The following is a 12744-nucleotide window of genomic DNA, read 5'->3' on the forward strand; positions in this document are numbered from 1 at the left end:
TGGGCCAGCGCCAACCGCGACCGCATCCTCGCCGAGTGGACCAAGCGCTACGACGGCAAGTCGGAGAAGAAGTAAGTGATTGAAGCTCCCGCAACTCATGGGAGCCTGGATGCCAGCACCGACGTCGCCATCGTCGGGGCTGGCATTTTGGGCTTGGCGCACGCCGCTGCGGCGGTCAAGCGCGGCCTGCGCGTGACGGTGTTCGAGCGCAGCGAGATCGCCGTCGGTGCCTCCATCCGCAATTTCGGCCAGATGCTGGTGACCGGCCAGCCGCCGGGCATCATGCTGGACCTGGCGCGCGACAGCCGCGCGCTGTACCTCGGCTGGGCCGAGCAGGCTGGGATCTTCGCGCGCGCCAAGGGCGCGTTGCTGTTCGCGCGCAATCCCGCTGAAGAAGCCGTGCTGGACGAATTCATGGCCACGCGTGCACCGGCCTTCGGCTACAACGTCAAGCTGCTGCGCGGCGCTGAACTGGCTGACTTGTACGACGGCCGTTTCACGCGCCACCGTGCCGCGCTGCAAGGTTTCGACGATGTGCAGCTCTATTCGCGCGAGGCGATTCCCGCGTTGGCCGCATGGCTGGCCACGCAGGGCGTGCGCTTCCACTTCGGCACGCTGGTGCGCCACGTGGAAGGTGGGCGCCTGGAGACGACCGCCGGTGTCTGCAACGCGCAGCGCGTCATCGTCTGCAGCGGGCATGACTACCAGACGCTGTGCGCCGAGCAACTGCGCGCGCTGCAGCCGCAGGTCTGCCGCCTGCAGATGCTGCGCGTGACGCCCGAAGACGGTTTCCGCCTGGAGCACGCCGTGCTGACCGGCCTGTCATGCACGCACTACGGCGCGTTTGCCGACCTGCCGACCGCCCAGGCGCTCGCCATGCAGATCGAGCGCGAGCGGCCCGAGCTGCAGCGCCACGGCATCCACCTGCTGGTGAGCCCGACGCCGTACGGCGACTGGATCGTCGGCGATTCGCACGACTACAGCCAGGACGCCCGCCCGTTCAATGCCGAGTCGGTCGACAGCCTCATGCTGGACCTGGCGCGCGACACGTTCGGAGCCAAGCTGCGCGTGGTCGAGCGCTGGCAGGGCGTGTACGGCGCCAAGTGCCATGTGCCCGGCAGTGGCGCGTTCTCGATCACCCGCATCGACGAGCGCACCACCGTGGCGCTGATGCACAGCGGCATCGGCATGAGCGTGGGGCCGGCGCTGGCACATCGGCATGTCGATGCGCTGGTCGATGGCACGGCGCTGCCGCAGTGGACGCCGCCTGCAACGTTGCCGGCCGCTGCCGCCGCCTGATCTTTCGTGTTTTTGTCGGTTTGCCCGTACGGCGTGCGTCGTGCGGGCGTTTTTGTTTTTGGCTATCCGCATTTCGTGGTTGATTTGTTGTTGTGCGGCGCAGCGACAAGGTGGGAGTCTGAGGGCTGTCGGGGTATCTCAGAACGGCCAGAAAGGGACTGTCGCCGGACCCCACGCTCGGACACTGAAACAGCCGCAGCACCCGGATGGCGGTCAGTCGATCGTCGCGGGAGGGAAGCGGACTGCCTCGCCGTTGCTTTGTCGAACCCACACCGGGGCAATCGGGTTTGAGCTTGATATATACAGCCATGCTGTATATTGTGCCGGTACAACGACTTCTCATTGGCAACGGACATGGACTCGAGTCACCCGAAACAGGCAGCGATGCGCTTCAACCGCGAAGTCATCCAGGATGGGAATCGTGAATCGTTTGACGCTTTGATGGCCCCCGATTTTGTCAACTGGTCTGCGCCTGATGCCGCGCTTCGGGGCGCTGAGATGATGTGGAAAACGTTCGACACCATATTGCGTCCAGCGCTTGCAGAAATGCAGGTTCACGTTCACGACCAGCTATGCGAGGGTGATAAGGTCGCAACGCGAAAGACCATCACGGGTCGTCATGCAGGACCGTTGTTCGGCATCGAACCAACGGGGCGCACCATCTCGATCGACGTCATCGATATTGTCCGCGTGCGCGACGGCCAATACGTGGAGCATTGGGGCGTCAATACACTGGCCGCTGTCATTGCGCAGCTCCAGAAGGCGTGAAGTTTCGACATGGGCAAATCAGATCCGAAGGCTTCGCAGGCATCTGCAAGCGAAGCTGCGCTTCTCGCAGAGTCCGTCCGCGCTGTCGTCAGTCGCCTTGTGCGGGCTGTGCGGGAACACAGCGGAACCCAGTCGAATGCCCAGAATGAAACGCTTGGCCATCTCGAACGCACGGGGCCAGCCAGCATCGCGACGCTAGCGGCCGGCAGGGCGGTAACGCATCAGACCATGCGCCTGATCGTGATGAAGCTGGTCGATCAAGGGCTCTTGAGCTTGGTGCCGGATGCCGAGGATGGCCGCGCTTATCTGGTACATATGACTCAGGCAGGACGGGCGCGACTCGAAAAAGACAGGGCTTCGCGAACGGAGTGGCTGGCTAGGCAGATCATGTCGAGAACGAGCGACGAAGAGCGCGAGCGCCTCAAAGGTGCCGTTCTGACGCTGGACAAGCTTACGCGTGAATCTGCTAGTGATTGAGGCGGCGATTGATCGGGCGGCATTCCCGCGGCAGCACCACACTCCGAGCCGTATCGACTTCAGACGGCGGTTCCACTCTGACAGCTGTCGTTGGAGCTACGAGTGCAGGTCAGGCAGCAACAGGTCGAAATGCGCCCGCCGAGCAACGCATTCAATGCGTATCCAATCTCCGCGGTGCAGCAAAACTCGGCGGCATCAACCGCGAAATGCGTATCCCCTTGTTTTTCAGCCGCCAAACAGCTCCACGATCGGCCAGCCACGCGCCTCGGCCGAGGCGCGTAGCGCCGCGTCCGGGCTGACGGCCACGGGGTGCGAGACCGCTTCCATCAGCGGCAGGTCATTGCGCGAATCGCTGTAGAACACCGAGCGGTGGAAGTCCGCCATGCGCTGCCCGCGCTGCGCCAGCCAGTCGTTCACACGGGCGATCTTGCCGGCGCCAAAGCTGGGCGTGCCGAGCATCGCGCCCGTGAAGTCGCCATCGGCTTGCCCGCCGACGGTTTCGCCTTCCACCGCCAGCAGGTGCGGTACGTTGAATGCGGCGGCGATGGGTTCGGTGAGGAAGCGATGCGTGGCGGTGACGATGCAGCACAGGTCGCCGGTGGCGAGGTGCAGGTTGACCAGCGCGCGGGCGGTGGGCAGGATGGCCGGTGCGATCACCTCGCGCATGAACGCCGCGCGCCAGACCTCGAGCCGCGCGCGCGGATGCTGGGCCAGCAGCCCGAGCGAGAACCGCGCATGGCGGGCAAAGTCGAGCGTGCCGTCGCGGTATTCGCGCATCCAGCGTTCGTTGGCCTGCTCGAAGGCGGTGCGATCCACGGCGCCCTGGGCGACCAGGAAGCGGCCCCACTCGTATTCACTGTCCAGCGGCAGCAGGGTGTGGTCCAGGTCGAACAGGGCAAGCGATTGCATGAGCGGGCGCTACGGTTGAACACGCCGTAACGATGCCTGCTCAGCGCGTCGCCGCCATGTCGATCGCGCGAAGTTTGGCGATGCGGCCATTGGCTTTTTTGCCCTTGCCGGGCGCGTCCAGGCATTCCAGGAACGCGCCGATCAGCCGCGCCTCGCGCCGCTCTTTGAGGAAGTACAGGTATTCGTGGATGACCGGCGCATCGTCGGCAAACGGCAGCACGCGCACGTCCAGGCGGCGCGGTGCCTCGCGCGCCGGGGCGATGCTGCAGCCCATGCCGAGGCTGACCGCTTCGTAGATCGCCTCGCGGCTGCCGATGATGGTGGTGCCGGCGGGTTCGATGCCGGCGGCGCGCAAGGCGTCCTCTGTCACGCGCCGCGTCATGGACCCATGCTCGCGCGTCAGCAGATGGCAGCCGGCCACGTCGGCCAGTGCGGCGTGCGGGCAGCGGGCGAGCGGATGGTCCAATGGCACGACCAGCACCATCCGGTCTTCGGCGAGGGTGACGCGGGACAGCCGGTCATCATCCACCGCGTGCGAAGAGACGGCCAGGTCCAGCCGCACCTCTGACAGCGCCTCCAGCATCTGCTGCGAGTTGCCGAGCTCGATGGTGATCTCGACGGTCGGGTGCCGGCTGCGAAACGCGGCCACGCTTGGCAGGATGTAGTAGGGGCCGGTGGCGCCCACGCGCAGGTTGCCGGTGCGCAGGTCGCCGGCGTTGCGCAGGAGGAAATCGACGTCGCCTTCCTGCTGGGCGAGGCGCTCGACGATCGGCATCAGGCTCACGCCCAGGTCCGACAGGTCCAGCCGGCTGCCGCGCCGGTGGAACAGTTCCACGCCGTACGTCTCCTCCAACTGGCGGATGCGGCCGGTGACGGTGGGCTGCGACAGGCGCAGCCGCTTGGCCGCGGCCGTCACGCTGCCCTGGCGGGCCACTTCAAAGAACGACATCAACAGATCGCCCAGCATGGGTCGCACCCCGAGTTCATGATCAGCCCGCGAGCTTACGCGGGTTTGATGACGCATGGGGCGGAAATCCCAGGGCGGCAACGTGCCGCAGCGGTGCGCACTTCAAGGGCGGTGCGCTAGACCGGTCCGCCTCTTTCCTCACATATACCCCGGTTGCGCGCCAGGGGTAGGGCGCTGCGCGCACATCGTGCTACCTTGTCAGTCAACGTGACGAGAGAACCCATGCCCGGAGACCAGCCATGCCGTTGCTGAAGGTGGATGTCGTGACCGCGGAGGAGCGGCTGTACGAAGGCACCGCCAAGTTTGTCGTCGTCCCCGGCACCGAAGGCGAGTTGGGCATCCTGCCCGGGCACGAACGGCTGCTGACACGCATGCGGCCCGGCACGGTGCGGCTCACGCAAGAAAACGACGAGGAGGTCATCCTCTTCGTTGCCGGCGGCTTTGTCGATGTGCAGCCGGAGCAGGTGATCGTGCTGGCCGACACCGCCGTGCGCGCCCGCGACCTCGACGAGGCCAAGGCCCAGCAGGCCCGCAAGGCCGCAGAAGAATTGATGCAGAACAGCCACAGCAAGATCGACTACGCCCGCGCCCAGGCCGAACTGGCCGAGGCCGTGGCCCAGCTCGCCGCCATCGAGCGGCTGCGCAAGCGCCGGCGCTGAAATTTCCAGCCCTGGCAGGCATATTGACTCAATTGTGTCTTCCCGCACCCGGAGGGGTTCAGAACGGCGCCCGCGCTCCGTTTAGACCGGTGAGTCCGATGTGCCCCGAGGCGCGCCCAGAGCGCCGCTTCCGGTTTTGCCTCCCGTTTGCTGATGTTCCCTTTTGCCGTGACCGCTCGCATGCGTGGTCGCCGCTCCCAGCGGCGGCTGCGTACCGCGAGTCCTTGCCGGGCGCCCACGCATCCGTCGCGTGCGCGGCTCTGGAAAATACGCCATGCGCAAATGTTTGCGCTTGCGTGGTTGCTGGCAATTCCCGCCATGCGGGCGTTTGCCGATACCGACCTGACCGAACTGCCGCTGGAGCAGCTGATGCAGGTGCAGGTGACCAGCGTGTCCAAATATGCGCAGCCAGCCAGTGAGGCGCCGGCCGCGGTGTCGGTCATTACCGCGGCAGACATCAAGGCCTACGGCTGGCGCACGCTGGCCGACATCCTGCGCAGCCTGCCGGGTCTCTACACCACCTACGACCGCAACTACGCCGAGCTGGGCGCGCGCGGCTTCCTGCGCGCGGGCGACTACGACACGCGCTTCCTGCTGCTGATCGACGGCTACCGCACCAACGACTCGATCTTCGATGAAGCCGCCATCGGCACCGATTTCTTCCTCGATGTCGACCTGATCGACCGCGTTGAATACGTGCCGGGCGCCGGATCATCGGTGTACGGCTCCAACGCGCTGCTGGGCGTGATCAATGTCATCACCAAGCGCGGGCGCGACATCGGCGGCGTGCAGGCCAGCGCCTCGACTGGCAGCAAGGATGCGCGCGAAGGGCGCGTGACCTGGGGCAACCGCGCGCTGAACGGCGCGGAATGGCTACTCTCGGCCACCATCAGCGATGCGCCGGGCGGCAGCCTGTACTTTCCGGAGTTCGACCGCCCCGCCACCAACCATGGCCTGACCAGCGGCACGGATTTCGATCGGCGCAAGCAGGTGTTCGCCAAGGGCAGCTGGGACGAATTTGGCGTGACCTTCGCCCATGTCGACCGCACCAAGGGCAACCCGACCGCCGGATACGGGCAGTTGTTCAACGATGCGCGCTCGCGCGACATCGATGCGCGCGACATGCTCAACGCCACCTGGCAGCACGCGCTGTCCGATGCCACCGACGTGACCGCGCGGGCCTTCTGGGGGCGCTATGTCTCGCGCGGCGATTACGTCTACGACTACCCGCCGGTCACCCTCAACCGCGACCAGTTCGATTCCGCCTGGTACGGCACGGAGGTGAAGCTCGTCACGCGCCAGATCGAGCGGCACACACTGGCGTTTGGCGCGGAGTTCCAGCGCGACTACCGCGACTCGATGCGCAACTTCGACGTCGCGCCGTACTTCAGCTACCTGGACGACCACCGCAGCAACAGCCGCGTCGGCGTGTACGTGCAGGACCAGTTCGCGCTGCATCCGGGCTGGCTGCTCGACACGGCCGTGCGCTACGACCACACCACGTTCGTGCCCGGCATCTTCAGCCCGCGCGTGGGGCTGATCTGGCATGCCGCACCCACGACCACGCTCAAGGCCCTGTACGGCATGGCGTACCGCGCTCCCAACGTGTACGAGCAGTACTACCAGACCGCGGCGACGGGCGGGCAGGAAACCAACGCCGGGCTGGCGGCCGAGCGCATCCGCACCTATGAGGTGGTGCTCGAGCAACAGGTGGCGGCTGGTGGCAAGGCGACGCTGTCGGTGTATCAGAACGCCGTCTCCAACCTGATCAGCCAGACGGTGGACCCGAATACCGGTCTGCTGGTGTTCCAGAACATCGCGCGCACGCGCACGCGCGGCGCGGAGCTCGGTTTCGAGCAGGCGTGGCCGGGCGGCACCCGGCTGCGCGCCAGCTACAGCATCCAGAACACCGAGGACGCCGACACCGACCAGACGGTGCCGAACTCCCCGCGTCACCTGGCCAAGTTCAATGCCACCACGCCGCTGTGGCGCGACGATGTACGGCTGGGCGTGGAGGCCCAATACGTCAGCAACCGCCTGTCGCTGCGGGGGCAGGTGGGCGGGTTCTGGTTGGCCAACGTCACGTTGCTGGCCACGCGCCTGGCGCCCAACCTGGAGATGTCGGCCAGCATCTACAACCTGTTCGACCGCCGCTATGCCGACCCAGCCGGGCCGGAGCTGACACAGGCGGCCATCCAGCAGGACGGCCGGACCTTCCGGCTCAAGTTCACCTATACCTTGCGATGAACGCCCCGCGCCGCGCCACCCGGCTCTCCAGCGTTGCAGGCCTGCGCCGGCTCTGCGGCGGACTGTGCCTTGCGTGCGCGGCGACGGTGTGGGTGGGGGCGACGTATGCCCAGATGCAGGCCAGCGAGGTCGAGGTCAAGGCGGCCTACATCTACAACTTCGCCTTGTTCACCACCTGGCCGGCGGATGCCATGCCGGCTGAGGCGCCGATGGTGCTGTGCGTGGTGCCCGAGCATCCGCTGCAAGGGGCGCTGGGCAAGCTGACAGGGAAATCCGTGCGCGGCCACCGGCTGGAAGTGCGCAGGCTCAATGACACTGCGGTTGCCGGCTGCCATATGGTGGTGTTTGGCGATCGCGCGCAGGGCCCGGCGGTGCATCTCGACCCGGCCGCGCCGGTGCTGACTGTGGCCGACGCTCAGAAGGCGGGCCACGCTGCTGGTGCTTCCGGTGCTTCCGGTGCTTCCGGTGCTTCCGGTGCTTCCGGTGCTTCCGGCACCTCCGGCGCCATCATCGCGCTGGGCTTGCATGACAACCGCGTGGTGTTCGATATCGACATGGCAGCGGCCCGGCAGGCCGGGCTGCAAATCAGCTCGCAACTGCTGCGGCTGGCCAGGAGCGTGCAATGAATTCGACTTTCAAGCCCTGGCGCCCGCGTCTGGGGCAATCCGTGGTGCGGGCCAACATGGCCGGGGCGGGCGCGGCACTGACCATTGCCGGCGTGCTGCTGATCGCGTTCCAGTTTGTGGCGCTGCATGCCGCGCTGGTGCGCGACGTGCACGTGCAGGCGCGCATCATCGGGGCCAACAGCGTGGCCGCGCTGCTGTTCAACGACCGCAAGGCGGCCGAGGACACGCTCGACGCGCTGCAGGCCGCGCCTGCATTGCGCGCGGCCGGCGTGTTCACGGCGCTGCGCAAGCCGCTGGCCCAATACCAGCGCGGGGACGCCGCCCCCGTGCAGGCGCCCGATGCCGCCATGCTGCGCGACCAGGACGTCTCTACCGCCACCACGCTGGAGGTGGCCGAGCCCATCGTCTCGGAGCGGCGCGTGATCGGCTATGTGGTGATCCGCTCCAGCCTGACTGAGCTGTACATGCAGCTGCTGGGCTATGCGGTGCTGACGGTGTCGGTCGGCATCGGCGCGATGGGCGTGGCGTATCTGGTGATCCGGCGCATGCGGCACGCCGTGCTGCAGGCCGAGGCCCACCTGGATTACCTGGCCCACACCGACTCGGTGACGGAGCTGCCCAACCGGCACGCCTTCAACGAGCGCCTGCAGGATGCGCTCAAGCGGGCCGGACAGACCGGCGTGGTCGGCCTGCTGCTGCTGGACCTGGACAACTTCAAGGTCGTCAACGACACGCTCGGCCACAACAACGGCGACCGGCTGCTGCGCCAGGTGGCCCGCCGCCTGAACGAGGTGATCGAGCAGGCCAACACGCGGGCCGTGCTGTGCCGCATCGGCGGCGATGAGTTTGCAGTGATTGCCGAGCTGTCGCGGCGCGCGGCGATTGCCACGCCGGAGGCGGTGGAGCTGGCCGATATGCTGGCCAACCGCATTCTCGCGGCCCTGACGGCGCCGTTTGCGCTCGATCTGCACCAGATCTACGTGACGGCCAGCGTGGGCGTGAGCCTGTATCCGAGCGACGCGGCCGATGTGCAGTCGCTCACGCGCAACGCCGATACGGCGATGTACTACGCCAAGAACCGCGGCAAGAACGCCGCCGCGTGCTTCACCGCAGAGATGGACCAGCAAGCACGCCGCCGCCTGCGCGTGGAGTCCGACCTGCGCCGCGCGCTCGACCGCGACGAGCTGCTGCTGGCCTACCAGCCGCAGATCCGCCTGACCGCGCTCGACCGCGACGGCGCCAACATCCTGCCCGCCCACGTGCATGGCGTGGAGGCGCTGGTGCGCTGGCGGCACCCCGAGATCGGCCTGATCGGCCCGGGCGAGTTCATCGCCGTGGCGGAGGAGACCGGCCTGATCGTGCCGTTGGGGCTATGGGTGCTGCGCACCGCCTGCCGGCAGGCGGCGCAATGGATGCGCGAAGGACGCGCGGCATTGCGCGTGGCGGTCAACCTGTCGCCGCGGCAGACGCGCGATCCGGCGCTGGTGAAGAACGTGCTTGGCGTGCTGGAAGAGACCGGGCTGCCGCCGCATCTGCTCGAGTTGGAGATTACCGAAAGCGTGCTGATGGAAGACATCGACGCCAACATCCGCTTGCTCGAAGCGCTGCACGCGGCGGGCATCAACCTGTCGATCGATGATTTCGGCACGGGCTATTCGTCGCTGGCGTATCTGCAGCGCTTCCCGATCCACAAGCTGAAGATCGACCGCAGCTTCGTCCAGCGCATGCCGGGCGACGGCGAGGCGATTGCCGGCGCCGTCATCGCCATGGCGCACAGCCTGCGCATGCAGGTGGTGGCTGAAGGCGTGGAGGATGCCGAGCAGCTTGAACTGCTGCGCGCGGCCGGCTGCGACCTGGGGCAGGGCTACCTGTTCTCGCGCCCGCTGCAGGCGGATCAGTTGGCGTCCTGGCTGCGGCGGCAGGAGAGCAGCGGCGCCGATGCCGCTTCGACTGGCGAGGCCGCGTCGGTCTAGTTCCGCCGTCGGCTATGCGGCCGCTGCGGCCCGACGCGCGGCACGCGTTGCCCCCGCCGTGAGCACCACCACCGCCCCGAGGATGATGGCCGTGGCGCCCAGCGTCTGCGGCGCGACGTGCTCGTCGGCCAGCCACGCGCCCATCAACAGGGCGATGGGCGGATTGACATAGGCATAGCTGGTGGCCATGACGGTGGAGACCCGCTCCACCAGCGCCATGTAAGCCGAGAAGGCAATCGCCGAGCCGAAGATGACGAGGTAGCCCCACGCCAGCGCCGAATGCAGGCCGACATGATGCGGCCACGCTTCACCGCGCAGCAGGCTCAGCAGCACCAGCGCCACGCCGCCAAAGGCCATCTCCAGCACAAAGGCGGTCATCCCCTTGGGCATATCAATGCGCTTGGACAGCTGCGAACCGAATGACCAGGACGCGACGGCAGCCGTCAGCGCCAGGACCCCGCCCATGCTGGCCTGGAACTCCGCGCCGCCCAGCAGCACGGCAATGCCGACGCTGCCCAGTGCCATCGCAGCGACTTCATAGGCTTGCAGCCGGCCGCCCATCAGCAGGGTCCACAACGTCGCGAACAGCGGCGCGGACGCAATCATGACCGTGGTGGCGCCCGACGAGATGGTCTGCTCGGCCACCGCCGTCATGCCCATGCCGCCCACCAGCATGAACGCGCCGATCAGCGCGCAGTTGTGCACCTGGCGCCAGCTCGGCCACGCGCGCTGGCGCAGGACGACCACCGGCGCCAGCAGCACGGCGGCGGCCAGGAAGCGCGAGCCCATCATCAGGAACGGCGGCAGGTCGATCAGCGCAAAACGGATGGCGAGATAGGTGGTGCCCCACACCACGTAGGTGATGAGCAGGCAGAGGGCGATGAAGGGCGACATGGCGGGACCTCGGCGAGGAAGTCCCGATGCTACTCAAGGGCGCGTCATGCGCAAAACGAGTTTTGTTGGCGCTCGTTGTGAGCGGGGTTAGCAAGCACGTGAGCCTGCCGCCGGATCACCGCGTTCCGAACGCCGATTGCCCCGTTCCAATGGCCACGTGCCGAGTTTGGAACCTCAAACGCCGAGTTCCAGAAGCCCGGCCGTCCGCTAGATGACGCGGAACCCGTGCGTGCTGTCCCGCGCAAGCTGCTCGACCAGCCCGAACTCCCAGTCCAGATAGCCCTGCATGGCGGCGCGCGGCGCGCTGGTGCCTTCGTAGGGGCGGCGGTAGCGGTCGATGCGGTCGGAGGCGAGGCGCGTCTCGCCGGATTCGACCGGCAGGCCGGCGGCCGCCCACGCGGCTGTGCCGCCGTCGAGCACCCAGACCTCGGCCTGCGTGAGCTTGGCCAGATCGGCGGCGGCAAAGCGGGCAAGCTGGCTGGAGCCGCACGTGAGCACGTAGCGGCGCGCGGGTGGAATGCGCTTGAGCACGGCGGGCAGGTCTGAACGCACGGCAAACCAGGCGCCCGGAATGTGCCGCGCCGCGTAGTTGGCGCTGCGCGTGACGTCGATGACGGCGGTGTCGCCCGCGTCCAGCCAGCCGGCCAGCGCGCGCGCCTCGACCGTGCGCACCGTGGGCGAGGCCGCGACCGGGGCTTGCCACGAGCCGGTCACGTTGCGCTCGCGCGCGTCCACCGGGTCGACTACGTAGACCTCCCAGCCCATCTGCGCGAGCCACGAGGCGGTCATGTCGGCGCGCACGCCGTCGTCGTCGGCCAGCACGATGCGGGCGCCGCGCACAGCTGCGGTGTGGTCGGTCTCCTGTACGAGCTGGCCGCCCGGCGCGCTGGCGAAGCCGGGCAAGTGGCCGGCGGCGTATTCCTCGGGGGTGCGCACGTCGAGCTTGTAGAGCGTGCGGTCGGGCGCTTCCAGCTTGGCGAGGTCGGCCAGCGCGATGCGCGGCACGTTGGCGCGCGCGGCCACGGCGCGGGCATCGGCCTGGGCGCGCGTCTGCGCGCAGACGGCCTCCGGGTGCCGGCGGCTGGCGCCATGGTCCAGCACCTGGTCGGCCAGCAGCCAGCCGATGGTGCCGTTGCGCAGCGCGGCCACCGGGTTCGGGATGCCCGCATTCACCAGCGATTGCGTGCCGATGATGCTGCGCGTGCGCCCCGCACAATTGACGATGACCTGCGTGGCCGGGTCCGGCGCCAGCTCGCGGATGCGTAGCACCAGCTCGGCCCCCGGCACGCTGGTGGCGGTCGGGATGCTCATGGTCTGGAACTCGTCGTAGCGGCGTGCGTCGACGATGACCACGTCGCGCTGGGCGTCGATCAATGCCTTGACCTCTTGCGCGGTGAACGATGGCGTGTGGCGCTGGCCTTCGACGACTTCGCCGAAGGCCTTGCTGGGCACGTTCACGTCCTGGAACAGCTCGCCGCCGGCGGCGCGCCAGCCGGCCAGCCCGCCTTCGAGCAGGTAGACCCGCGTGTAGCCGAGTTCGGCCAGCTTGGCGGCCGCAAGTGGAGCCAAATCCTGCGGGGCGAGGTCCGCGCCGTCGTGCTCGCCATACAGCACGATCAGCGTATCGCGGCGCGGGATGCGCGACCACGCCTCCAGCTCCAGCCGCGACAGCGGCAGGTTCGCTGCCCACAGCGGATGCGCCTGCGCGTACGGGTCTTCTTCGCGCACGTCTACCAGGGCGATCTCCTTACGGGCCAGCAGGGCGGCGCGCACGTCGGCATAGGCCAGGGTCGGGACGTGGGTCTGGGCCAGCGGTGCAGTGGCGAGGGTAGTGCTGGCGTCGATGACGGTGCTCATACGGAAGGCGTGTCCTTGGAACGGTCCCAGAGGTTGGGCAGGTGGGTATTCGAATAGCCGGAGACGAA

Annotated in this window: 11 protein-coding genes; 7 read left to right on the forward strand and 4 right to left on the reverse strand. The window is 67.7% G+C overall.

All coding sequences use genetic code 11. The annotated features are described in order from the left end of the window. The first annotated feature begins 75 nt into the window (after positions 1 to 75). The 3 genes from QZ609_RS18310 (at position 76) to QZ609_RS18320 (ending at position 2544) form a co-directional block, all read left to right on the forward strand. On the forward strand, positions 76 to 1299 hold the full coding sequence (locus tag QZ609_RS18310) for a TIGR03364 family FAD-dependent oxidoreductase (RefSeq protein WP_295497768.1): 1224 nt from the start codon (positions 76 to 78) through the stop codon (positions 1297 to 1299). A 354-nt stretch (positions 1300 to 1653) separates the two neighbouring features. Continuing rightward, entirely contained in the window at positions 1654 to 2067 is a 414-nt protein-coding gene (locus tag QZ609_RS18315) for an ester cyclase (protein ID WP_295497771.1), read from the forward strand. A 9-nt stretch (positions 2068 to 2076) separates the two neighbouring features. Next, the gene (locus QZ609_RS18320; protein WP_295497773.1) at positions 2077 to 2544 is read left to right on the forward strand and encodes a MarR family transcriptional regulator; all 468 of its coding nucleotides are present in this window, start codon (positions 2077 to 2079) and stop codon (positions 2542 to 2544) included. Between the two features lie 225 nt (positions 2545 to 2769). Here QZ609_RS18320 and QZ609_RS18325 read toward each other — a convergent pair whose 3' ends face one another. Both QZ609_RS18325 and QZ609_RS18330 read right to left on the reverse strand, forming a co-directional pair. Then, positions 2770 to 3453, reverse strand: a complete 684-nt coding sequence (locus tag QZ609_RS18325; protein ID WP_295497775.1) for an HAD family phosphatase — start codon at positions 3451 to 3453, stop codon at positions 2770 to 2772. A 40-nt stretch (positions 3454 to 3493) separates the two neighbouring features. Next, positions 3494 to 4420 carry a LysR substrate-binding domain-containing protein gene (locus QZ609_RS18330; RefSeq protein ID WP_295497777.1) on the reverse strand — a complete coding sequence of 309 codons (927 nt, stop codon included), beginning with the start codon at positions 4418 to 4420 and terminating at the stop codon, positions 3494 to 3496. A 239-nt stretch (positions 4421 to 4659) separates the two neighbouring features. On the opposite strand from QZ609_RS18330, the gene QZ609_RS18335 reads away from it, so the two are divergent. The 4 genes from QZ609_RS18335 to QZ609_RS18350 all read left to right on the forward strand — a co-directional run bounded on the left by QZ609_RS18335 (position 4660) and on the right by QZ609_RS18350 (position 9925). Next, positions 4660 to 5079, forward strand: coding sequence for a F0F1 ATP synthase subunit epsilon (locus QZ609_RS18335; protein ID WP_295497779.1), 420 nt, complete (start codon positions 4660 to 4662; stop codon positions 5077 to 5079). A gap of 282 nt (positions 5080 to 5361) precedes the next feature. Further along, positions 5362 to 7326, forward strand: coding sequence for a TonB-dependent receptor (locus QZ609_RS18340; protein WP_295497780.1), 1965 nt, complete (start codon positions 5362 to 5364; stop codon positions 7324 to 7326). Continuing rightward, entirely contained in the window at positions 7323 to 7952 is a 630-nt protein-coding gene (locus QZ609_RS18345; RefSeq protein ID WP_295497782.1) for a YfiR family protein, read from the forward strand. The genes QZ609_RS18340 and QZ609_RS18345 overlap by 4 nt, the downstream gene beginning before the upstream one ends. Further along, positions 7949 to 9925, forward strand: coding sequence for an EAL domain-containing protein (locus QZ609_RS18350; protein ID WP_295497784.1), 1977 nt, complete (start codon positions 7949 to 7951; stop codon positions 9923 to 9925). Before QZ609_RS18345 ends, QZ609_RS18350 begins: the two co-directional genes overlap by 4 nt. A gap of 12 nt (positions 9926 to 9937) precedes the next feature. Here the strand turns inward: QZ609_RS18350 and QZ609_RS18355 are convergent, their stop codons facing one another. Together QZ609_RS18355 and QZ609_RS18360 are read right to left on the reverse strand one after the other, a co-directional pair. After that, positions 9938 to 10819, reverse strand: coding sequence for an EamA family transporter (locus QZ609_RS18355; protein WP_295497786.1), 882 nt, complete (start codon positions 10817 to 10819; stop codon positions 9938 to 9940). Positions 10820 to 11026: 207 nt separating this feature from the next. Next, positions 11027 to 12676, reverse strand: coding sequence for a rhodanese-related sulfurtransferase (locus QZ609_RS18360; protein ID WP_295497788.1), 1650 nt, complete (start codon positions 12674 to 12676; stop codon positions 11027 to 11029). Positions 12677 to 12744: the final 68 nt, after the last annotated feature.

This window comes from uncultured Ralstonia sp., from assembly GCA_913056305.1.
GTDB lineage: Bacteria > Pseudomonadota > Gammaproteobacteria > Burkholderiales > Burkholderiaceae > Ralstonia.

Bases quoted from the DNA above. Each gene is read 5' to 3' on its own strand.
- QZ609_RS18315 (WP_295497771.1), top strand. From the start codon at position 1,654: ATGGACTCGAGTCACCCGAAACAGGCAGCGATGCGCTTCAACCGCGAA.
- QZ609_RS18320 (WP_295497773.1), top strand. From the start codon at position 2,077: ATGGGCAAATCAGATCCGAAGGCTTCGCAGGCATCTGCAAGCGAAGCT.
- QZ609_RS18325 (WP_295497775.1), bottom strand. From the start codon at position 3,453: ATGCAATCGCTTGCCCTGTTCGACCTGGACCACACCCTGCTGCCGCTG.
- QZ609_RS18330 (WP_295497777.1), bottom strand. From the start codon at position 4,420: ATGCTGGGCGATCTGTTGATGTCGTTCTTTGAAGTGGCCCGCCAGGGC.
- QZ609_RS18335 (WP_295497779.1), top strand. From the start codon at position 4,660: ATGCCGTTGCTGAAGGTGGATGTCGTGACCGCGGAGGAGCGGCTGTAC.
- QZ609_RS18340 (WP_295497780.1), top strand. From the start codon at position 5,362: ATGTTTGCGCTTGCGTGGTTGCTGGCAATTCCCGCCATGCGGGCGTTT.
- QZ609_RS18345 (WP_295497782.1), top strand. From the start codon at position 7,323: ATGAACGCCCCGCGCCGCGCCACCCGGCTCTCCAGCGTTGCAGGCCTG.
- QZ609_RS18350 (WP_295497784.1), top strand. From the start codon at position 7,949: ATGAATTCGACTTTCAAGCCCTGGCGCCCGCGTCTGGGGCAATCCGTG.
- QZ609_RS18355 (WP_295497786.1), bottom strand. From the start codon at position 10,819: ATGTCGCCCTTCATCGCCCTCTGCCTGCTCATCACCTACGTGGTGTGG.
- QZ609_RS18360 (WP_295497788.1), bottom strand. From the start codon at position 12,676: ATGAGCACCGTCATCGACGCCAGCACTACCCTCGCCACTGCACCGCTG.